The 20,405-nt window shown below is 65.4% G+C and carries 17 protein-coding genes; 10 read left to right on the top strand and 7 right to left on the bottom strand.

Features of this window, described 5'->3' with window-relative positions:
- Positions 1–11 precede the first annotated feature (11 nt).
- The 3 genes from XH92_RS25760 (at position 12) to XH92_RS25770 (ending at position 2,906) form a co-directional block, all read left to right on the top strand.
- Positions 12–953, top strand: coding sequence for an alpha/beta hydrolase (locus XH92_RS25760; protein ID WP_194454612.1), 942 nt, complete (start codon positions 12–14; stop codon positions 951–953).
- Positions 954–1,124: 171 nt separating this feature from the next.
- Positions 1,125–2,348 (top strand): citrate transporter, encoded by a 1,224-nt coding sequence (locus XH92_RS25765; protein WP_194454613.1) that lies wholly within the window; start codon positions 1,125–1,127, stop codon positions 2,346–2,348.
- Positions 2,349–2,471: 123 nt separating this feature from the next.
- Positions 2,472–2,906, top strand: a complete 435-nt coding sequence (locus XH92_RS25770) for a hypothetical protein (protein WP_194454614.1) — start codon at positions 2,472–2,474, stop codon at positions 2,904–2,906.
- A gap of 647 nt (positions 2,907–3,553) precedes the next feature.
- Here XH92_RS25770 and XH92_RS25775 read toward each other — a convergent pair.
- Positions 3,554–4,492, bottom strand: coding sequence for a GlxA family transcriptional regulator (locus XH92_RS25775; RefSeq protein WP_194454615.1), 939 nt, complete (start codon positions 4,490–4,492; stop codon positions 3,554–3,556).
- A 128-nt stretch (positions 4,493–4,620) separates the two neighbouring features.
- Here XH92_RS25775 and XH92_RS25780 point away from each other — a divergent pair, with 128 nt between their 5' ends.
- Entirely contained in the window at positions 4,621–5,319 is a 699-nt protein-coding gene (locus tag XH92_RS25780) for a DJ-1/PfpI family protein (protein ID WP_194454616.1), read from the top strand.
- 42 nt (positions 5,320–5,361) lie between these two features.
- Here the strand turns inward: XH92_RS25780 and XH92_RS25785 are convergent, their stop codons facing one another.
- The gene (locus XH92_RS25785; RefSeq protein WP_194454617.1) at positions 5,362–6,117 is read right to left on the bottom strand and encodes a substrate-binding domain-containing protein; all 756 of its coding nucleotides are present in this window, start codon (positions 6,115–6,117) and stop codon (positions 5,362–5,364) included.
- A 208-nt stretch (positions 6,118–6,325) separates the two neighbouring features.
- Between XH92_RS25785 and XH92_RS25790 the strand changes: the two genes are divergently transcribed.
- Positions 6,326–7,195: a LysR family transcriptional regulator gene (locus XH92_RS25790; RefSeq protein WP_246787622.1), complete on the top strand. Its 870-nt coding sequence runs from the start codon at positions 6,326–6,328 to the stop codon at positions 7,193–7,195.
- A 23-nt stretch (positions 7,196–7,218) separates the two neighbouring features.
- Here the strand turns inward: XH92_RS25790 and XH92_RS25795 are convergent, their stop codons facing one another.
- Both XH92_RS25795 and XH92_RS25800 read right to left on the bottom strand, forming a co-directional pair.
- Positions 7,219–7,608 (bottom strand): VOC family protein, encoded by a 390-nt coding sequence (locus XH92_RS25795; RefSeq protein WP_194454619.1) that lies wholly within the window; start codon positions 7,606–7,608, stop codon positions 7,219–7,221.
- Positions 7,609–8,035: 427 nt separating this feature from the next.
- On the bottom strand, positions 8,036–8,446 hold the full coding sequence (locus XH92_RS25800; RefSeq protein ID WP_194454620.1) for an NADH:ubiquinone oxidoreductase subunit NDUFA12: 411 nt from the start codon (positions 8,444–8,446) through the stop codon (positions 8,036–8,038).
- A 268-nt stretch (positions 8,447–8,714) separates the two neighbouring features.
- Between XH92_RS25800 and XH92_RS25805 the strand changes: the two genes are divergently transcribed.
- On the top strand, positions 8,715–9,293 hold the full coding sequence (locus XH92_RS25805; protein WP_194454621.1) for a BA14K family protein: 579 nt from the start codon (positions 8,715–8,717) through the stop codon (positions 9,291–9,293).
- Positions 9,294–9,344: 51 nt separating this feature from the next.
- Here the strand turns inward: XH92_RS25805 and XH92_RS25810 are convergent, their stop codons facing one another.
- Positions 9,345–10,241: a DMT family transporter gene (locus XH92_RS25810; RefSeq protein WP_194454622.1), complete on the bottom strand. Its 897-nt coding sequence runs from the start codon at positions 10,239–10,241 to the stop codon at positions 9,345–9,347.
- Between the two features lie 180 nt (positions 10,242–10,421).
- Here XH92_RS25810 and XH92_RS25815 point away from each other — a divergent pair, with 180 nt between their 5' ends.
- On the top strand, positions 10,422–10,826 hold the full coding sequence (locus XH92_RS25815; protein WP_194454623.1) for a response regulator: 405 nt from the start codon (positions 10,422–10,424) through the stop codon (positions 10,824–10,826).
- Between the two features lie 19 nt (positions 10,827–10,845).
- Positions 10,846–13,083, top strand: coding sequence for a CHASE3 domain-containing protein (locus XH92_RS25820; RefSeq protein WP_194454624.1), 2,238 nt, complete (start codon positions 10,846–10,848; stop codon positions 13,081–13,083).
- A 176-nt stretch (positions 13,084–13,259) separates the two neighbouring features.
- Here XH92_RS25820 and XH92_RS25825 read toward each other — a convergent pair whose 3' ends face one another.
- Positions 13,260–14,153: a DMT family transporter gene (locus XH92_RS25825; protein ID WP_194454625.1), complete on the bottom strand. Its 894-nt coding sequence runs from the start codon at positions 14,151–14,153 to the stop codon at positions 13,260–13,262.
- Positions 14,154–14,972: 819 nt separating this feature from the next.
- Between XH92_RS25825 and XH92_RS25830 the strand changes: the two genes are divergently transcribed.
- Complete coding sequence (locus XH92_RS25830; RefSeq protein ID WP_194454626.1) at positions 14,973–18,746, top strand: vitamin B12-dependent ribonucleotide reductase; 3,774 nt, start codon at positions 14,973–14,975, stop codon at positions 18,744–18,746.
- A 186-nt stretch (positions 18,747–18,932) separates the two neighbouring features.
- On the opposite strand, the gene XH92_RS25835 is transcribed toward XH92_RS25830, so the two are convergent.
- Positions 18,933–19,121, bottom strand: a complete 189-nt coding sequence (locus XH92_RS25835) for a hypothetical protein (RefSeq protein WP_194454627.1) — start codon at positions 19,119–19,121, stop codon at positions 18,933–18,935.
- Positions 19,122–19,353: 232 nt separating this feature from the next.
- Here XH92_RS25835 and XH92_RS25840 point away from each other — a divergent pair, with 232 nt between their 5' ends.
- Positions 19,354–20,340 carry an AraC family transcriptional regulator gene (locus tag XH92_RS25840; protein ID WP_194454628.1) on the top strand — a complete coding sequence of 329 codons (987 nt, stop codon included), beginning with the start codon at positions 19,354–19,356 and terminating at the stop codon, positions 20,338–20,340.
- The last annotated feature ends 65 nt before the right edge of the window (positions 20,341–20,405 follow it).

Below are 20,405 nucleotides of genomic sequence, written 5' to 3' on the forward strand. Positions count from 1 at the left end.
GTTTATTGCCTATGCCCGTCGTTCTCGATCCCGATGCCGCCGCCGTCTACAAGGCGTTCCAGGAGGCCGGCCGCCCTGCCTATGAATCGCTGACCGCGCCGGAAGCGCGCGAATATTACCGGGCCGCCCGCATCGTCTCCAATCCCGAGCCGCCCGCGCTCGAGTCGAGCAAGGCGCTTGCGATCCCGGCGCCGCACGGCACCATCCCGGCCCGCATCTACACACCGCAGACGCTGCGCAAGAAGGATGGGCTCGCGCCGTGCCTGGTGTTCTTCCATGGCGGCGGCTGGGTGATCGGCGATCTCGATACCCATGAGGTGGTTTGCCAGAAGCTCGCCCATGAAGGCGAGCTGATCGTGATCTCGGTCGACTATCGGCTCGCGCCCGAGCACCGCTTCCCGGCCGCGGTGGACGACGCCGTCATCGCAACCCGATGGGTCGCCGCCAACGCCAAGGATCTCGGCATCGACGCCACGCGCCTGATCGTCGGCGGCGACAGCGCCGGCGGCAATCTGGCGGCGGTCGTTGCCCTCACCGCCCGCGACGGCGGACCAAAGCTCGCGGCCCAGCTGCTGGTCTATCCGGCGACCGATTTCTCGCGGACGCATCCCTCGCACAGCGAGCCCGAGACCAGCATCCTGTTGACGCATTCGGTGATCGGCTGGTTTGGCGATCACTATCTCGGCGGCGCCGACAACAGCGACTGGCGCGCCTCGCCCGCGCGCGCGAAAAGCTTTGCCGGATTACCGCCGGCCTATGTGCTGACCGCCGGCGCCGATCCCTTGCGCGACGAAGGCGACGAGTACGCGAAATTCCTGAAGGAGGCCGGCGTGCCGGTGACCTACCGGCATTTCCCCGGCCAGTTCCACGGCTTCTTCACCATGGGCAAGCTGCTCAACCAGGCCAATGTCGCGGTGACCGAGATCAGCGCCTGGCTGAAGTCGCTCGGCTAGGCGATCTCCGATCGGCGGCGACGTGCGGCGGGAGCGTCGCCACTGATCAAGGCACGGAGCACGTGACAAGCGCAGCTTGCGGCGTTAGCGCGCCTTGAAGTTCCCCGTACCGCGCGATAGTGCGGCCGGACACCCTTCATGCCGCCGGGCGCTCCAGCCAGCGAGATCGTCTTGTTCACGCCACTCCTCGTCTACGGTATCCCGCTCGATTTCATCCTGTTCGCGCTGACGCTGCTCGGCGTCGCGATCTTCCATCACCATACGCTTGCGGTGGCATTGACGGGCCTTGCCGCGATCGTCGCCTACAAGCTGATGTTCGCGGGCTTTGCCAAATTCGGCGCCGGCCTGCCCGGCCTCGTGCACCACATGGAGCATGAGTGGGTCACGCTCGCGAACGTGTTCCTGCTGCTGATGGGATTTGCGCTGCTGTCGCGGCATTTCGAGGAGAGCCGCATCCCGGACAAGATGCCGGCGCTGCTGCCCGACGACTGGAAGGGCGGACTGATCCTGCTGGTGGTCGTGTTCGTGCTGTCGGCGTTCCTCGACAATATCGCGGCCGCGCTGATCGGCGGCACCGTCGCGCGCTACGTGTTCCGCGGCCGCGTCCATATCGGCTATCTCGCGGCCATCGTTGCCGCCTCGAATGCCGGCGGCTCCGGCAGCGTCGTCGGCGACACCACGACGACGATGATGTGGATCGACGGCGTCAGCCCGCTCACCGTCGTCGACGCCTATGTCGCGGCGATCGTCGCCATGCTGGTGTTTGCGGTGCCGGCCTCGCTGCAGCAGCACCGCTTTTCCCCGATCGTGAAGAACGCGCCGTCCGGCCTCGCCATCGACTGGACGCGGGTCGCAATCGTCGCGGTGATCCTGCTGGCGGCGCTCTCAGCCAACGTGACGGCCAATCTGAAATTCCCGGCGCTGCTCGACGCGCTGCCGGTGCTCGGCCTCGCCGTCTGGGCCGCGATCCTCGTCACCTCGCTGCTGCGGCGGCCGGACTGGTCGGTGATGCCAGAGACGCTCAAGGGCACCGTGTTCCTGCTGGCGCTGGTGACGGCGGCCTCGCTGATGCCGGTTGAGAAGCTGCCGGCCGCGTCATGGCAGACCGCGCTCGGGCTCGGCTTCGTCTCGTCGGTGTTCGACAACATTCCCCTGACCGCGCTGGCGCTGAAGCAAGGCGGCTACGACTGGGGCTTTCTCGCCTATGCGGTCGGATTCGGCGGGTCGATGGTCTGGTTCGGTTCGTCCGCGGGCGTTGCGGTGTCCAACATGTATCCGGAGGCCAAGTCGGTGGTCCGCTGGATCACCCAGGGCTGGCCGATCATGGTGGCCTATGTCGTCGGCTTCTTCGCGATGTTGGCCCTGCTCGGCTGGCATCCTGACGCGCCACACTGACGCAAAGGCGGAACTTGTCCTGCTGCACCGCACAATTTTACTGTTTCAAACTTGTGGAAAAGCGAGACAAATCCGTTGACATTGCTAAACTCCATTCGCCGTAACAACTTATGGAGCGTTCGCATGAGTGTTAGTGCAGAAGTCCTCGCCCGCGCCCCGTTGGAAACGACGGAGGGCGACATCGACACGGTGAGCTCGCATCGGCCACGCAGCAATATTCGGCCTCTCTCACCGATGCCGGACTACGTCGAGCATCGCAACGGCGTCAACGAGGTCGGCAAGCTGTCGGCCGAGGCGGTCGTGCGCGAGTACGAAGCAGCGGTGAAGGAGATCGAGGCGCTTGGATCGGAACTGCAACTGGCCGCCAAGAACTGCGAGGTCATGGTGGCAGGCGTCCATGAGATGATCGCGGAAATCAAGGAGTTCGCTGCGGGTTACCGCGATCAGGGCAAGCGTTTCTTCCTGCAGATCGAGGCGGTCTCGTTGATGACCACGGAGGTCAGGGATACCTGCGAAGCACTCAAGAAGAAGATCGCGACCGACACATTGACCCGGTGATAGTCGGCCGGCACGTTTCGTGCTCAGCGCATCCGTGGATTTTCAGCGTGCATAGGTGAACGGCTGCGCTACTCCGGCGCGGCGGAACCGTTAGTTCTATTCGAGACCAGATAGTTCAGCGTCAAGTCGTTCAACGTCAAGTCGTTCAAGATCCTGCCCCGCTTCGGCGGGGACTTTTGTGCTGCAGCAAACCCTGCGCGCCTCGAATGGCCGGGGCTGACCGATTTAACGCGCGTTAGGTGCGCGCTCAGCCGTGTCCGTTGCCGGAGGCAAAGCGGATATCGCGGACCAGCGGTCGCTGAAATCCTTGGCCGGAAGCGCGTCCGCGTCGGAGACGACAGCGCCCTCGGTCCGGGGCATGTGCGACCTGATCGTCGCGGCGGTTGCGGTGACAGCCAGCAGGGCGACGGCCACGAACCCGGTAATCGTTCGATGCTTTGTCATTAGAACCTCCTCGGGTCCCCAACGCCCACTTAACGTGGGTCACAGGAACCTTCGCGCTGGTTCAGCACAAAGACAGCATCGATCGCGCAAGATCGGACAACGAACTTGTCCCAAACTCAAACCGCCTCTGCCGGCAATGCCGATGAGTGTGGCGACGGTCCCTCGACGGCGGCAATGTTCGCTTCGCCGTTGGAATGCACGACCTACCCCGCGCGCGATGCCCGGCGCAGCGATTGCGGCGGCTGGCCGAAGGCGCGGATGAAGGCGCGGCGCATCCGCTCGGGATCGCGGAAGCCGGTGATCTCGGCGACGCGCTCGATCGCCTCGCCAGACGACTGCACGCGCTGGCGCGCGACCTCGATCCGTAGCCGCTCCACCGCTTTCGACGGCGTGATGCCGGTCTCCGCGATGAAGGCGCGGGTGAAATGCCGCGAGCTCATCCCGGCCTTGTCGGCGAGATCCTCGACCGTCAGCGGCGCGTCGAGATGCTCGCGCGCCCAGGCGAGCAGCGGCCCGAACCGTCCGTTCGGCGCCTTCAATTCCAAGAGCGAGGAGAACTGCGACTGCCCGCCGCTGCGCCGATGGTACAGCACGAGCTGCCGCGCGGTGTTCTGCGCGACCTCGTCGCCATAGTCCTCGGTGATCATCGCGAGCGCGAGGTCGATGCCGGCGGTGATGCCGGCCGAACTCCAGATATTGCCGTCACGGACGAATATCTGGTCCGGCTCGAGCCGGATCTTCGGATAGGTCTTCACGAAATGCGGCGTGCGCTGCCAATGCGTGGTGGCACGGCGGCCATCGAGCAGGCCGGCCTCGGCCAGTACATAGGCGCCGGAGCAGACGCTGGCGACGCGGATGCCGCGGTTCGCCATCCGCCGCACGAATGACAGCGTGGTCGGACAGCTCGCCGGCGTGCGCACGCCGTTGCCGCCCGCGATGATCAGCGTCGTGATCGCCGCCGACGGCTTGAGGCCGCGCGCAAGCATCTCGACGCCGGACGAAGAGCGTACCGGCCCGGCCTTCACCGCGATCGTCTTGATATCAGGCGGATTGTTGGCGAAGCGCGCCGCGATCTCGAACGCCGCGATCGGGCCGGCGGCATCGAGCAGCTGGAAGTCGGGAAAGATCAGGATGCCGATCATCTGCCAGATCCTTGCAATGCCAAATCCTTAGGAAGCGACGTCCGTCCGAAAATGAGGGAATTACGCCATTTTGGACAGGAGGCCACCATGGCATCGTGGTTCCGTCAAGCGCTATTTGGAGGTCTCCGATGTCCGAACCCCTGCAGATTGGATTGCTCGTCTTCCCGAAGGTGACCCAGCTCGACCTGACCGGCCCGCTGCAGGTGTTCTCCTCGGTGCCCGGCGCCAAGGTGCATCTGATCTGGAAACGGATCGAACCCGTTCCGTCCGACTCCGTCATGGTCCTGACGCCGACCACGACCTTCGCCGACTGCCCGCAGCTGGACGTGATCTGCGTGCCCGGCGGATCCGGCACCGACGACATGGTCGGCGACACGGAGATCCTCGCCTTCCTGCGCAAGCAGGCCGAGGGAGCGAAATACGTCACGTCGGTCTGCACGGGCTCGCTGGTGCTCGGCGCCGCCGGTCTCTTGAAGGGCTATCGCGCCACCACGCATTGGAGCGCGATCGATTTCCTGTCGGGGTTCGGAGCCATCCCGACCAAGACGCGTGTCTGCGTCGACCGCAACCGCTTCACCGGCGGCGGCGTCACGGCCGGCATCGATTTCGCGCTGACGCTGGTGTCCGAGCTCGTCGACCGCAAGACCGCGGAAGCGATCCAGCTCAGACTCGAATACAATCCGGCGCCGCCATTCAATGCCGGCTCGCCCGACACCGCGCCCGCCGAGATCCTCACCTTCATGAAGGAGCGGATGGGACCGGCCCACGCGCGCCGGGGCGAATTGATGCGCCAGGCGGCCGGACGGCTCGGATCGGGTGCGTCCTGACGGAGCCTGGCGGCAATCGCCGTCAGCCCCTCGCACGGAGCTTCAGGGAGCAATGGGCTCCAACACCTTGCCCCGTATCGCAGCGGCGGCAGCCGGCGAATGCAGGAATGCGATCAGTTGCTCGGCGGCCTTCGGCTCGCCGGCATTGGCGCTGATGCCGACGCTGAACGTGGTGTAGTTCTGCAGCTCGTCCGGTAGCACCCCTGCGAGAGCAACGCCCTCGACCCCGATGATGTTCGGCACGGTAATCACCGTCAGCTCGGCTTCGCCGCGTGCGACGGCATCGACCGGGCTCCGCGCTGCCACAGCCAGGAGCTTCGGCTTCACGTCGCCCGCGATTCCGAGGCGATCGAGCAGATGAAGGAAATAGCTTCCGCTCACGCTCTCGCTTGAATAGGAGATTGATCTCGCCGCCAGCAGCGCTCGCTTCAGGTCGTCGCTGGAGGCGAGCTGGGGCTTCAGTGCACCCGCGCGGATCGCGACGCCCGCGGCCGTGCGGGCGATGTCGGACCGCGAGCCCGCAGCGATCTTGCCGAGCCGCGCAAGATCATCGACCGCCGCAGGCAGCAAGACGGCGGCATCGAACCTCTCGCCCGCCTCGATCTGCCGCTTGAGCACCGGCACGCCCTCAAAGGTGAGGATCAGCGTATGGCCGGTCGCCCGTGCGAATGCTGGCGCAAGGTCATTGAAGACCCCCTTCATGGTCGGCGTACTGAGAACCGCGACCTCGGCCGCACCGCCGGTCGTGGCGCTCATCGCCAAGACAAGCGCGGCGCCCATGACGCGAATGCTCCTCATCACCGCCTCTCCTGCGTCTCAAGCGCACCCTTACCGAAGCTCAGGCCCGGAGCTGGAGTCAGCGTCAAAACAGGAGTATCCACAAGGTCGATTATTCGACAGGCCGGTAGCCATTTAGGTACGTCACGTGCGCTGGGCCGACAGGATTGGGCGTTCTCTCAAGCCTCGCGACCTCCACGTCTTCATGACGGTGGTCGAGGAGCGCAGCATGGCGAAGGCCGCCGAGCGCCTGGCGATCTCGCGGCCGGTGATCTCGCGCACGATCGCCAATCTCGAACACATGCTCGGCGTGACCCTGCTCGACCGCACGGCTCGCGGCATCGCGCCGACGCTGTTCGGCAAGGCGCTGCTCAGGCGCGGTACCGCGGTGTTCGACGAACTTCGGCAGAGCGTCGAGGAGATCGCGTATCTTGCCGATCCCAAGGCGGGCGAGCTGCGCATCGCCTGCACCGAGGTGTGGGCCGCCGGCCTCGTGCCGAAAGCCATCGAGCGGCTGTCAAAGCGACTGCCGCGTCTGCGCGTCAGGCTGGAGCAAGGCACTGCACTCCATCAGTTCAACCTGCTCCGGGAGCGGCAATGCGAGATCGTGATCTCGCGGCTGCTGACGGAGACGCCGGACTCCGACATCGACATGCAGCCGCTGTTCTACGAGCCGCTGGCGGTCGTCGCCGGCCCGCAAAGCTCCTGGTCGCGCCGCCGCAAGCTGACGCTGTCAGAGCTCGTCGACGCACCGTGGATCCTGTCAACGCTTGAAGCGGAACCCGGCTCACCCTTCGTCGAAGCATTCCGTGCCGCGAAGCTGCCGATCCCGACCGCAACGATCTTCAGCAACTCGCTACACCTGCGCATCAGCCTGCTCGCCACCGGACGTTATCTCACGCTCGTGCCGGGCTCGGCGCTGCGATTCGGCCCCGGAGCCGGTCTGCTCAAGGCGTTGCCCGTCGCATTGCCGCGATGGCACCTGCCGACGCGGATTTTCACCCTGAAGGGCAGAATGCTGAGCCCTGTTGCGCAACTGTTTGCCGATTGCGTGCGCGAGGTGGCCATGCCGCTTGCCCAAAACAAGGAGGCGCCCTGACACTTGTCGGCTGGACGGAGCTATCAGGCCGGATTAAGCGCGCTGATGGTGACGTAGTATCCGTCGGGATCCCGGAGTGAAAATTCCATCGTTCCGGTGTTGGGATTTCGATGCGGCTCTTCCTCCAGCCGGCTGACGAGTGCGCGCGCCCTTGGCAGCGCGACGTCAAGATCGTCGACCCGGAAGAACAAGAGGAGGCCGTTGCCGGGCTTGGCGTCGTGGGGACTTGTCAATGAGGGGTGCTCGTGGGCACCCCAGGCGTGCAGACAGAGCAAGACGGTTCCATCGACATCGACGATCTGCCCGAAATAGTCGTGGGCGGGCACCGCGCCCGGCAGGCCGAGCAGCGACTGGTACCACCTGAAGCTCCGGGGTACGTCAGCGACGCCGATGATCGTCCACAACCGCTTCATGGAATGCTCTGCGGTGCGCCGCATTGATTGCAGGAAAGATGCGGGCATGCCGTCCGGCCTGCAACAGAAAAAGGCCGCCCGGTTTCCCGAGCGGCCCTTCCTGTCTCACGGTAGCCTCACATTTGCGGGCGATTTCAGGACGTCTGTGCCGGGGGCCTATCTCCCGGCCGCATCCAACTCGGAGGCCGCTGCTTATCGGGACAGTCGCGATCTGGAGCCCGATCCGACGCGATGGTCTCCCATCTCCGTAAGATGACTACATTGAGCCGCGAAGGAGCCCTCAGCGCAAGCGGGCAGCGCCGGCCGCAGCCCATCTGTCCCCGCTGTTACCGTTGTCCACAGGCACGCACTCGCGTTGCCTCAGGCACATGTGCGCTGCACGCGCGCTGTCGCGCACGTGCACGTCAAAATCAGCAGTTCGTTAAGGTCAGCTTCCCGGCGTCCAGGCGTGGTAGTCGCCGGTCGCCTTGGGGCGGCGGCCGCTCGCCAGGGTCGAGCCGGACGGACGGTAAGCCTGCGCGGTGCCGGTCAGGTTCGGCAGATGCGGCTTTTCCCATTCCCGCGGCGCGTACTTGTCCTCGGTCGGGGGCACATCAACCGTGTGATGCAGCCAGCCGTGCCAGCCGGCCGGGATCCGGGACGCCTCGGCATAGCCGTTATAGACCACCCAGCGGCGCTCGAAATGCAGTGTCGGGTCGATCTCGCCGCCCTTGGTCCGGTAGTAGCGATTGCCCTGCTCGTCCTCGCCGACCAGCTCGCCATAGCGCGAGGTCCACAATTGCGTGCCAAAGGTCTGGCCGTTCCACCAGGTGAAGAATTTCAGCAGGAATTGTTTCATGCGTGGCCGGTCGTCGGTTCGAGGCAGTCAGGCTCTGATGCCACCTGAATCTCCAAATGTCCAGCCGCCGCCAAGGTAGCCCGGCACTCCCGGGAGCGCCCCGGGTGACCGGCCCGTTTGGCGACCAAATGACGCGGTCACAAGGAGTTTTGTTCACCTGCCATACATGCGCCGCTGGCTACGCAAAGATGACGGACAATCAATGTCACGCGCGGGAACGTCCGACCGCAGAGATGGTTAGACATTGTCCGTTTTGATGGAGTCCAAGATGATCAATATGAAGGTTCTGAGCACCGCCGCGGCGCTGGCGCTTGCGCTGCCGTTGGCTGTGGCGCCGACCGTTTCGTTCGCCCAGTCCGCCGCGCAGATGGGCGCGATGGGCGGTGGCGGTGGTGCGCGCGGCGGCGGCGGCGGTGGTGGCGGTGGCCATATCGGCGGCGGCGGCGGTGGTGGCTTCGGCGGCGGCCGTGGTGCTGCCATGGGCGGTGGCGGCGGCTGGCACGGCGGTGGTGGCGGCGGCCAGTGGGCCGGTGGCGGCGGCGGTGGTTGGCGCGGCGGCGGTGGCGGCTGGCACGGCGGCTATCATCGTGGCGGCGGCTTCTGGCCGGGCGCAGTTGCCGGTGCAGTCGTCGGCGGCGCCCTCGCCTCGGGCGCGTATTACGGCGGCTACGGCCCCGGATACGGCTACTACGATGACAGCTACGGTTATTACGACGACAGCGCACCTGTCGCCGTGGAGGCCGCGCCGGGCGGCGATGCGAGCTACTGCGCGCAGCGCTACAGGTCCTACGATCCGGCCTCGGGCACCTATCTCGGCTTCGACGGCCTGCGGCACCCCTGCCCGTAGTGAAGGCGTGAATATCTGAGTCCCGAAGGGCGGCGGCAACGCCGCCCTTTTTCATGTCCGCAATGCCACCGCGACGGCTGCGAACGTCACCACGAGCGCCACGATGTCGCTTCCGCTGAGCGGCTCGCGCAGCATGGCCGCTGCCGCCAGCACACCGACGACGGGCACCAGCAGCGTACCGATCGACGCCGTCGCCGCCGGCAATAGCTCCAGCGCCGCGAACCAGCAGACGTAGCAAAGGCAGAACTGGATCAGCGTCATGTAGAGCATCGACGCCCAGCCGAGCTGCGACAGCGCAGCGAGCTGCGGCTGCTCGATCAGAACACCGGCGATTGCGATCGGCACGCAGCCGATTGCAAGCTGCCAGGCTGCGAGCGACAGCGGCGGCATCGCTAGCTTGAAGAACTTGGTCAGCACCGTGCCGAGCCCGACGCAGAGCGCGCCGGCGAGCGCGAACAGGATGCCCGGCAATTTGCCGAGGCTCGCGTCGATGCCGCCACCGCCGATCAGCGCGGCGATCCCGGCGAGCGCCACGCCGAGCGCGAGCGCACGCGGTAGCGAGACACGCTCGCCGAGCACCGGCCAGGCCACCAGCGCGACCCACACCGGGATCGATATCCCGAGCACGGCCGCCTCGCTGGCGCGAAGCCAGATCAGCGCCAGGCCCATCGACGCGACCCAGCCGCCGATAGAGAGCGTCGACACCAGCGCAAGCCGCAACCACATGCCGTCAGGGACGCGCAGCTTCTGGCCGCGCGCAAGCGCCACGAGACCGAGCGCGATCGCTCCGACCACGCCGCAGAGCCCGCGCGACGACAGCGGCGGCCATTCCGTGAGCAGGAACTTCATGATCGGGAAATTGAGGCCCCAGCCGGTCGATGCGACCACCAGGAGTGCGAGGCCGAGCGGTGACAGCGGGGCGCGGCCGGCGACTGGAACTGCGGTCATGGACCCGTCGTAATGTGAGCGGACAAATACAAGTGATGGCGTCAGGGCTAGCTGGAAATCTGCTTGTCAGCAAACAGCATATGCATTCTATGATACAGACTTTCCGTCCAGGTTCCGCCTTAATCGGCAGACGGGCCAAGCGAGTCGCCGGCACGCGAGGCCGCAGCAAGAGGATGCATCGTGCCGAGCGTTCTCGTGGTCGATGACGACCCGATGGTGTGTGTTGCCATCGAGGTGTGTTTGCAGCGCCAGGGCTTCGACGTCACCGTCGCCGACGGCGGTGAAGCGGGCATGCGTGCGCTGGAACAGGCGACGTTCGACGTCATGCTGGTCGACGTCTTCATGCCGCATATGCGTGGTTTCGAGGCGATCCGCGTCTTCCACGAGCGCGCCCCCGATATTCCCGTCATCGCGATGTCCGGCTATGCCTTCGCCAATGCCGACCGCGCCCCGGACTTCCTGCGGATGACGATCGAGCTCGGCGCGTCGGCCTGCCTGCGCAAGCCGTTTACCCCGCAGGCGCTGATTGCGGCCGTTAACGAATGTCTTGCGAAGTCCGCTCCTTCTGCTCGTCTTTCCAAATAATTGCTCGTACTAATCGTCGATGGCTTCCCAGCGTCTCATTCTCGGCAGCGGCCTTGCGATCCTCCTCGTCATCAGCGCGGCGTCGATCGGGCTGGACGTCAAGTCGCGCAGCGAGATTGATTCGGTCGATCACGCACTCGCCGTCCTCAAGCGCATTTCGGACGCGCGTTCGCTGCCGCGCGGCGTCGAGAGCGCGGCGCGCGGCTTCGCGCTGACCGGCGAAGCGTCCTTTGCCGACGAGTTCCGCGAGCAGAGCAAAGTCCTCACCGCCGCCTTCGACGACTTGATGGCCGCGGTGAAGTCGGCCCCCGACGAAGCGCAGCTGATCGCGGGCACCCGAGGACAGGTCGCGCGCGCCATTGCGCTCGGTGACGAACTGATCAGGTTGCGCACGGCGGGCGACACCGCCGGCGCCGCGGCGCTGATCTCCGCGGGTGAGAGCCGCGCGCTGATGGACAATGTCGGTGGGGCGCTCGACCGCCTGGTTGCCGAAGAGCGCCGCCTGCTCGGGATTCGCACCGAACAATCGAAGACCAATGGCCGGCTGCTGCTGGCCATCGACCTCGCCGGCGTCGCCATGATCCTGCTGCTCGCGGTCGCGCTGACGCTGACGGCGCGGCGCGCCAGCCGCGAACTGCAAGGCGCGCTCAGCGCGACCAAGGCGACCAATCTGTCGCTCGAGGGCAAGGTGGCCGAACGCACCAAGGATCTCGGCGCCGCGCTCGAAGAGCTGCGCCGTTCCACCTCTGTCATGGAGACCACCTTCCGCAGCATGGCGGAGGCGGTCCTGGTGATCGACGGCAGCGGCACCGTGCTGCTGTCGAATCCGGCCGCCGAGAAGATGCTGCGCTACAAGCCGGGCATGACGGTCCGGCAGCTGCGCGCCATGAGCAACGTGTTCCAGGCCGACGGCGTCACGCCGATGCAGGCCGACGACATGCCCTCGGCCAAGGCGCTGCGCGGCGAGGAGTTCGACGGGCTTGAATTCGTCGCCCGGCCGGTGCGCGGCGCGCCGGAGATTCACCTCGTGGTGTCGGGCCGGCCGCTGCGCGACGGCGACAGCACCATCACCGGCGCGGCGCTGATCTATCACGACATCACCGCCTCGCGCGAAACCGAGCACAAGCTGCAGCAGGCGCAGAAGCTCGACGCCATCGGCAAGCTGACCGGCGGCGTCGCGCACGACTTCAACAACATGCTGACGGTCATCACCGGCACCACCGAGACGCTGGTCGACAGCCTGCGCGGCCAGCCGAAGCTGGCGCAAACCGCCGAGCTGATCGACCGCGCCGCCGAGCGCTGCCGCGAGCTGATCCAGCATCTGCTCGCGTTCGCGCGGCGCCAGCCGCTGGAGCCGCGCACCGTCGACATCAACGGCACCGTGGTCGACATCGCCAAGCTGCTGCGGCCGACGCTCGGCGAGCAGATCGAGATCAGCTCGGTGCTGGCGTCCGACGTCGCCAGCGTCCATATCGATCCGTCGCAACTTGCCAATTCGCTGCTCAACATGGCGATCAATGCGCGCGACGCGATGCCGAACGGCGGCAAGCTGCTGTTCGAGACCAGCAACATCGTGCTCGACGATGCCTATGCGGCTGTCAATCCCGACATCACGCCGGGCCGCTACGTGCTGCTCGCGGTCAGCGATACCGGCACCGGCATGTCGCACGCAGTGCAGGACAAGGTGTTCGAGCCGTTCTTCACCACCAAGGAGGTCGGCAAGGGCTCCGGCCTCGGCATGAGCATGGTCTACGGCTTCGTCAAGCAGTCCGGCGGCCACATCAAGATCTACAGCGAGGAAGGCCACGGCACCACGATCAAGCTCTATCTGCCCCCTGCCCGCGGCCAGGTCGAGGTCGAGGCGCCTGCGCCGGAGCCGGTGCGGCGCGGCAGCGAGGTCATCCTGGTGGTGGAGGACGACCAGCTGGTGCGCAACTACGTGGTTACCCAGCTCGGCGCCCTCGGCTACAAGACCATTGCCGTGCCCGACGCCCGCGCGGCGCTGGCGCTGGTCGACAAGGGCGAGAAGTTCGACCTCCTGTTCACCGACGTCATCATGCCCGGCGGCATGAACGGCCGGCAGCTCGCCGATGAAGTCATCAAGCGGCGGCCCGGTCTCAAGGTGCTCTACACCTCAGGCTATACCGAGAACGCGATCGTGCATCACGGTCGCCTCGACGAAGGCGTGCTGCTGCTGGCCAAGCCCTATCGCAAGGCTCAGCTCGCCAGCATGCTGCAGCAGGCGCTCGGCGAGTGATGTGACGCGTGCCTGGATGATCCATCAGCCCCGTCACCCTGAGGAGCGCGCATCGCGCGCGTCTCGAAGGGTCGACGGCCATCAGTCGGGCCGATTCATCCTTCGAGGCTCGCTCCGCTCGCGCCTCAGGATGACGGAACGCATTCCAGTGCGATTCTACGCGGAGCGGGATAGAGCTACCTTGTCGCCAGCGCGACGCCGGCGAGCGTGAACAAGAGCGCCGTGATCTGGGTCGGCCCGAGCGGCTCGTGCAGCGCGACCGCGGAGGCGACCACGCCGATGACTGGCACCGCCATGGTGCCGATCGCCGCCACCGAGGCCGGCAGGCGGGCGAGCGCGGCGAACCAGGCGACATAGGCGACGCAGAACTGGATCAGCGTCGAATAGACCAGCAGCCACCAGCCGACCGTCGTGATGCGATCGAGATGCGTGGTCTCGATCAAGAGGCCGACGATCGCGATTGGCACGCAGCCGAGCCCGATCTGCCAGGCCGCGGCCGGGATCGGCGGCATCACCAGCGGGTATTTCTTCGCCAGCACCGTGCCGAGCGCGAAGCCGAACGCGCCGCCGAGCGCCATGATGATGCCCGGCAGCTTCTCCCTGCTCGCGGAAATGCCGTTGCCGCCCATGATCGCGGCAAGGCCCGCGAACGCCATCACCAGCGCGATGGTCCGCAGCAGCGTCGGCCGCTCGCCGAGCACCGGCCAGGCCAAGAGCGAGGCCCATACCGGCATGGTGTAGGCGATCAGCGCGGTCTCGCTCGCCGGCAGCCACAGCAGCGCCAGCCCCATCAGCACCATCCAGCCGGAGACGTTGAGCCCCGCATACAGCACGAGGCGCGGCCACAGCCTCGCCTCGACCTGCAGGCTCTGGGCGCGGAGCAGCGCCAGCACGGCGAGCAGCACCGCGCCGATCACCCCGGTGATGCCGCGCAAGGTCAGCGGCGGCAGCTCGCTGAGCAGGAACTTGGTGGACGGCCAGTTGAACCCCCAGCCCACCGAGGTGATGGCGAGGAACATCAGGCCGGCGGGCGCAAGGCGCGGCCGCGCGGATGGCTTCTGGTCTGTCATGGAACCCGGCAAGGGTGTGGTGAGGATGTGAGTCGGCCGCAGCTTGCCCGCGATTTTGTCGCCCGACCATCACGCCTCTGACATGCCTGATCCGTAGTTTGCCCGTAGGCCTACGTGAGTCCCCAAAATTCAATCCGGGACGGCGAATAAAAACTTCGCCTGTGAACAGCGGGGCGAAACTCCAATCCACAGGCGATAGGAATATTTTTGGCTTGGGAATCCCTGAGGACTCACCGATAGTTGGCTCGATCACAGGCGCGGCATCGACCCCTGTTATCCCCCTCCTTCCACCATATTTAGTGTTTGATTCAGAAACTCGTACTAGTCCTTGACGGGCGTGACGGACATGGCCTAGCTTTCAACCTGTTCGGCGCGAGTGTGTTTGGGTCCCCGCCGGTCGCTCCCACAAGGGTTCCAAAATGACCACTCCGCCAGGCCTTCGGGCCGCGGGTGAAGGGCTTTTCTGCCCTGATTTTGGGCCGCCGTCAGGGACGACAAACGGGCCGAGAAGGACCCGGAAACAGAGGCCGTAACCGGCCCGCGAGAAGCGTTGGCGTGACGTGTCGCGTGAAGCGTTTTGGGGCGTTGAATGCATGACCCGGAGGACCCGACCAGTCGGGCCCCCTAGGGATTGTGCCGCCGCTGAGCCGGGTCAAACCGGCGCTTGGCGGTTGAGGAGAAAACAGGCCGGATCCACCGGCTGAGCTGCGGATGACGGGAGGCGTGCCGACACGTTTTCCCAGAGTCCGCGAACAGACAACATTCCGGTAACCTGCGGGGAAACGTGGGACCGGGCAGAAGAAGAGACGGGGCTCGACCATGCGAATCGAACGACGCAACACCACCAGCGGACAATCTCCCTACGCCGGGATCAATTTCCGCCTGACCACATCAGAGATCCGCAACCCGGACGGCTCGGTCGTGTTCCGTGCCGAGAACGTCGAGGTTCCGGAGTTCTGGTCGCAGGTCGCCTCCGACGTGCTGGCGCAGAAGTATTTCCGCAAGGCCGGCGTTGCCGCGCGCCTGAAGAAGGTCGAGGAAGAGACCGTGCCGTCGTGGCTGTGGCGTTCGGTGCCGGACACCGAGGCCCTTAGCGCGCTGCCCGAGAACGAGCGCATCGTCGGCGAGACCTCGGCCAAGCAGGTGTTCGATCGCCTCGCCGGCTGCTGGACCTATTGGGGCTGGAAGGGCGGCTACTTCTCGTCAGAGGAAGATGCCCTCGCCTTCTTCGACGAGCTGCGTTTCCAACTGGCAAAACAGATGGTCGCGCCGAACTCGCCGCAGTGGTTCAACACTGGCCTGCACTGGGCCTACGGCGTCGATGGACCGGGCCAAGGCCACTACTATGTGGATTGGAAGACCGGCAAACTGACAAAATCGAAGTCGGCCTATGAGCATCCGCAGCCGCATGCCTGCTTCATCCAGGGCGTCGGCGACGACCTCGTCAACGAGGGCGGCATCATGGACCTCTGGGTGCGCGAGGCGCGCCTGTTCAAGTATGGCTCCGGCACCGGCTCCAACTTCTCGAGCCTGCGCGGCGAAGGCGAAAAGCTGTCCGGCGGCGGCCGCTCCTCGGGCCTGATGAGCTTCCTCAAGATCGGCGACCGTGCCGCGGGCGCGATCAAGTCGGGCGGCACCACCCGCCGCGCCGCCAAGATGGTCGTGGTCGATGCCGATCACCCCGATATCGAGACCTATATCGACTGGAAGGTGAAGGAGGAGCAGAAGGTCGCCGCTCTTGTCACCGGCTCCAAGATCAACCAGAAGCACCTCAAGGCCGTGATGAAGGCCTGCGTGAACTGCGAAGGCTCTGGCGACGACTGCTTCGATCCCGAGAAGAACCCGGCGCTCCGCCGCGAGATCAAGCTGGCGCGCCGCAACCTCGTGCCCGACAACTACATCAAGCGCGTCATCCAGTTCGCCAAGCAGGGCTACAAGGACATCCAGTTCGACATCTACGACACCGACTGGGATTCCGAGGCGTACCTCACCGTCTCCGGCCAGAACTCCAACAACTCGGTGTCGCTGAAGGATGACTTCCTCCGTGCTGTCGAGACCGACGGCGACTGGAATCTGGTCGGCCGCACCACGAAGAAGGTGACGAAGACGCTGAAGGCGCGCGACCTCTGGGAGAAGATCGGTTACGCCGCCTGGGCGTCGGCCGATCCCGGCCTGCACTTCAACACCACGATGAACGACTGGCACACCTGCAAGTCGTCCGGCGACATCCGCGCCTCCAATCCGTGCTCGGAATACATGTTCCTGGACGACACGGCGTGCAATCTCGCCTCCGCCAACCTGCTCACGTTCTACAGCACGTCAACCAAGCGGTTCGACATCGAGTCCTACGAGCATCTCTGCCGGCTCTGGACCATCGTGCTCGAAATCTCCGTCATGATGGCCCAATTCCCGTCCAAGGCGATCGCCGAGCTGTCCTACGAATTCCGTACCCTCGGCCTCGGCTTCGCCAATATCGGCGGCCTGCTGATGACCATGGGCCTGCCGTATGACTCGAAGGAAGGCCGCGCGCTGTGCGGCGCGCTGACCGCCGTGATGACCGGCATCTCCTACAAGACCTCGGCCGAAATGGCGGCCGAGCTCGGCACCTTCCCCGGCTACAAGAAGAACGCCGCGCACATGCTGCGCGTGATCCGCAACCACCGCCGCGCCGCCCACGGCAACGCCACCGGTTACGAAGCGCTCTCGGTCAACCCGGTGCCGCTCGATCACGCCTCCTGCCCACAAGCCGACATCGTCGCGCATGCCAAGCTGGCCTGGGACGACGCGCTGGCGCTCGGCGAGGTCAACGGCTATCGCAATGCCCAGACCACTGTCGTGGCGCCGACCGGCACCATCGGCCTGGTGATGGATTGCGACACCACCGGCATCGAGCCTGATTTTGCGCTGGTGAAGTTCAAGAAGCTCGCCGGCGGCGGCTACTTCAAGATCATCAACCAGGCGGTGCCGTCCGCGCTGCGCGCGCTCGGCTATCGCGAAAGCGAGATCGCCGAGATCGAGGCCTACGCTGTCGGCCACGGCTCGCTGTCCAACGCGCCTGGTATCAACGCCTCGACCCTGAAGGCAAAGGGCTTCACCGATGAAGCCATCGCCAAGGTGGAAAAGGCGCTGCCGACCGCGTTCGACGTCAAGTTCGCCTTCAACAAGTGGACTTTTGGCGAGGACTTCATCCGCGACCAGCTCGGCATCGGCGCGGAAGCGATCGCTGCCCCCGGCTTCGACCTGCTCCAGGCCGTCGGCTTCACCAAGCGCGAGATCGAAGCCGCCAACGTGCACATCTGCGGCGCGATGACGGTGGAAGGCGCCCCACACCTGAAGGCGGAACACTACCCGGTGTTCGACTGCGCCAACCCCTGCGGCAAGATCGGCAAGCGTTACCTCTCGGTCGAGAGCCACATCCGGATGATGGCGGCCTCGCAGCCGTTCATCTCGGGCGCGATCTCCAAGACCATCAACATGCCGAACGACGCCACGGTGGAGGACTGCAAGTCCGCCTACCTGTTGTCGTGGAAGCTGGCGCTGAAGGCCAACGCCCTCTACCGCGACGGCTCGAAGCTGTCGCAGCCGCTGAACTCGCAGCTCATCGCCGACGACGAGGACGAGGACGACGCGGTGGAGGCGCTCTACGAGAAGCCGATGGCCGCGCGTGCCACCCAGGTCTCGGAGAAGATCGTCGAGAAGCTGGTCGAGCGCATCGTCGTGATGCGCGAGCGCGAGAAGATGCCCGATCGCCGCAAGGGTTACACCCAGAAGGCGGTCGTCGGCGGCCACAAGGTCTATCTGCGCACCGGCGAATATGACGACGGCCGGCTCGGCGAGATCTTCATCGACATGCACAAGGAAGGCGCGGCGCTGCGCTCCTTCATCAACAATTTTGCGATCGCGGTGTCGCTCGGCCTGCAATACGGCGTGCCGCTGGAAGAGTACGTCGACGCCTTCACCTTCACCCGCTTCGAGCCCGCTGGTCCCGTCCAGGGCAACGACTCGATCAAGTACGCGACCTCGATCCTCGACTACGTCTTCCGCGAGCTCGCGGTGAGCTACATGTCGCGCTTCGACCTCGCCCATGTCGATCCGAACGAAAGTGGCTTCGACGCGCTCGGCAAGGGCGTCGAGGAAGGCAAGGAGCCGGATGACGGCCCCGCCCAGCAGGCGACGAAGTACGTGTCGAAGGGCCTGACCCGTTCGCGCACCGACAACCTCGTCGTCATGCGCGGCGGCTCGGCGGCGGTCAGCGGCAACGCCGACAACGCGCCCGCCGGCGGCAACCGCGTCACCGCGCTCGCCTCCCACGGCGCAACCGCCCGCGGCGCCTCCGACACCGTCGAAGGCGCAGTCGCCCTGAAGCAGGAAGTCAGCCACGACCTCTCGCCGACCGAGAAGCTCGAGGCCCTGAACTGGAGCAAGCCCGGCACCGCCGCAGCCGCCGCCCCGTCGAAAGCGGAGCGCCGCGCCGAAGCCAAGGCCAAGGGCTACGAAGGCGAGATGTGCTCCGAGTGCGGCAACTTCACGCTGGTGCGGAATGGCACGTGCATGAAGTGCGATACTTGCGGCAGCACGACGGGGTGTTCGTGAGGGCTCACAAACTCCGCTGAAAGCGGACCTTCACTGGGTCTTGAGAGGGGCGGCCGAAACGGCCGCCTTTTTCTTTTGGATTTTCGGCAGAGTATTGCCAACGCCACGTTTGCGGCCGTCGGCTGGAAACTCGCAATCACCCGGTCGATGGCTGCGCAGCGTCGATCCCGCTTTCCACCATCTTGCTCAAAGCTTGGCCTCGGCCAGAGCCGTCACGAAGCCGAGAATGAGAACCGACGCAACGAGCTCGGGCTCGCCGGCGAAGCCGAACACGACAACTGTTGCCGCAATCACCGCAGCGAGGCCCGCAATCGCAAAGCCGACGCCGGCTATCAAATGAACGAGAGCGGACAGGGACGTGAGCATCTTCTGCATCAGTGCCCTGCCAATTCGAAACCAGGCAGCATCATCGGTTTGCGATCCTGTCACGGCAGTCGCCCGGTTCCCTCGGGTTCCGGTCAGCCATGGGTCATAGCGATGTCTGATGAGCAAGACTTGGACAGACGCGACCATCACGTCGGACTACGGCGACATCGCCTGATGCTTCGAACCGATTGCGGATTGCGTGCACATATCAGGATGACCTGCCGCAATTGGAGATTGATGGATGACCTCGACGCGAGCGGAGTGCGATCCCATTCGATTCTCCACCTCCGATTGGGCCGAGCGGGACCGCTTTGCGATGTTACGGGAGCTATGCGGACGCGAGATCATGAAACTCGACCCATTTCCGCTGACCGACGGTCCATTTCATCTCGCAACGACGATGCGTGCGTTTCCAGGACTTGGAACCGGATCCTGGACGGTTACCAACTTGCAGGTGACCAGAACGCGCCAACGCCTTGTTGACGGAGGCTCCGACGATCTCCTGATGTTGCTCGTCAGCGGTGGCGTTCAGATCGTGTCGCAGCGTGGCCGGGAACGGACGCTGCGCGCCGGTGATGCTTGCCTGATGTCGATGGCCGAGACCGCCACGATGAGCTATCCTTCGCCATCGCAGCTGACCAGCCTCCGGCTACCGCGGCGGATGCTGGCACCACTGGTCTCCAACCTTGATAACGCGGTGATGCGTCCCCTACCGCACGACACCGACGCGCTGCGGCTGCTCACTCGCTACATGGGACTGAACGGCGGCTTTGAACTCGCCACACCGGAGCTGCGGCACGTCGTCATCAATCATGTGTACGACCTGGTGGCGCTTGTCATCGGCACGAACGGCGAAGCGGCAGCGCAGGCTAGTGGCCGTGGGGTCCGCGCAGCGCGGCTCACGGCGGTCAAGGCCGACATCATCCAAAATCTCGATCGCCACGATCTGACGATTGGCATCATCGCCGCGCGCCAGGGCCTCACGCCACGCCACGCGCAGCGGTTACTCGAAACCGAAGGCATCACCTTCTCCGAGTTCGTGCTGCGTCAACGCCTGATCCGGGCCTATCGGTTGCTCGCCGATCCGCGCTTCCTCGACCGCAGCATCAGCACGGTCGCGTATGAGGTCGGATTCGGCGACCTGTCTTACTTCAACCGGACATTCCGCAGGCTCTACGGTGCAACGCCATCCGACGTGCGCGCCGCCATGCGAAGGGAGAGCCGTTAGCAAGCGTCGGTCGGAGTAGCCCACCGGGTCTGCGCGAAGCGCGGCCCGATGACGGGCTCCGGCGT

This window comes from Bradyrhizobium sp. CCBAU 53421, assembly GCF_015291625.1.
Taxonomy (GTDB): domain Bacteria; phylum Pseudomonadota; class Alphaproteobacteria; order Rhizobiales; family Xanthobacteraceae; genus Bradyrhizobium.

Bases quoted from the DNA above. Each gene is read 5' to 3' on its own strand.
- XH92_RS25760 (WP_194454612.1), top strand. From the start codon at position 12: ATGCCCGTCGTTCTCGATCCCGATGCCGCCGCCGTCTACAAGGCGTTC.
- XH92_RS25770 (WP_194454614.1), top strand. From the start codon at position 2,472: ATGAGTGTTAGTGCAGAAGTCCTCGCCCGCGCCCCGTTGGAAACGACG.
- XH92_RS25775 (WP_194454615.1), bottom strand. From the start codon at position 4,492: ATGATCGGCATCCTGATCTTTCCCGACTTCCAGCTGCTCGATGCCGCC.
- XH92_RS25780 (WP_194454616.1), top strand. From the start codon at position 4,621: ATGTCCGAACCCCTGCAGATTGGATTGCTCGTCTTCCCGAAGGTGACC.
- XH92_RS25785 (WP_194454617.1), bottom strand. From the start codon at position 6,117: ATGAGGAGCATTCGCGTCATGGGCGCCGCGCTTGTCTTGGCGATGAGC.
- XH92_RS25790 (WP_246787622.1), top strand. From the start codon at position 6,326: ATGGCGAAGGCCGCCGAGCGCCTGGCGATCTCGCGGCCGGTGATCTCG.
- XH92_RS25795 (WP_194454619.1), bottom strand. From the start codon at position 7,608: ATGAAGCGGTTGTGGACGATCATCGGCGTCGCTGACGTACCCCGGAGC.
- XH92_RS25800 (WP_194454620.1), bottom strand. From the start codon at position 8,446: ATGAAACAATTCCTGCTGAAATTCTTCACCTGGTGGAACGGCCAGACC.
- XH92_RS25805 (WP_194454621.1), top strand. From the start codon at position 8,715: ATGATCAATATGAAGGTTCTGAGCACCGCCGCGGCGCTGGCGCTTGCG.
- XH92_RS25810 (WP_194454622.1), bottom strand. From the start codon at position 10,241: ATGACCGCAGTTCCAGTCGCCGGCCGCGCCCCGCTGTCACCGCTCGGC.
- XH92_RS25820 (WP_194454624.1), top strand. From the start codon at position 10,846: ATGGCTTCCCAGCGTCTCATTCTCGGCAGCGGCCTTGCGATCCTCCTC.
- XH92_RS25825 (WP_194454625.1), bottom strand. From the start codon at position 14,153: ATGACAGACCAGAAGCCATCCGCGCGGCCGCGCCTTGCGCCCGCCGGC.
- XH92_RS25830 (WP_194454626.1), top strand. From the start codon at position 14,973: ATGCGAATCGAACGACGCAACACCACCAGCGGACAATCTCCCTACGCC.
- XH92_RS25835 (WP_194454627.1), bottom strand. From the start codon at position 19,121: ATGCAGAAGATGCTCACGTCCCTGTCCGCTCTCGTTCATTTGATAGCC.
- XH92_RS25840 (WP_194454628.1), top strand. From the start codon at position 19,354: ATGACCTCGACGCGAGCGGAGTGCGATCCCATTCGATTCTCCACCTCC.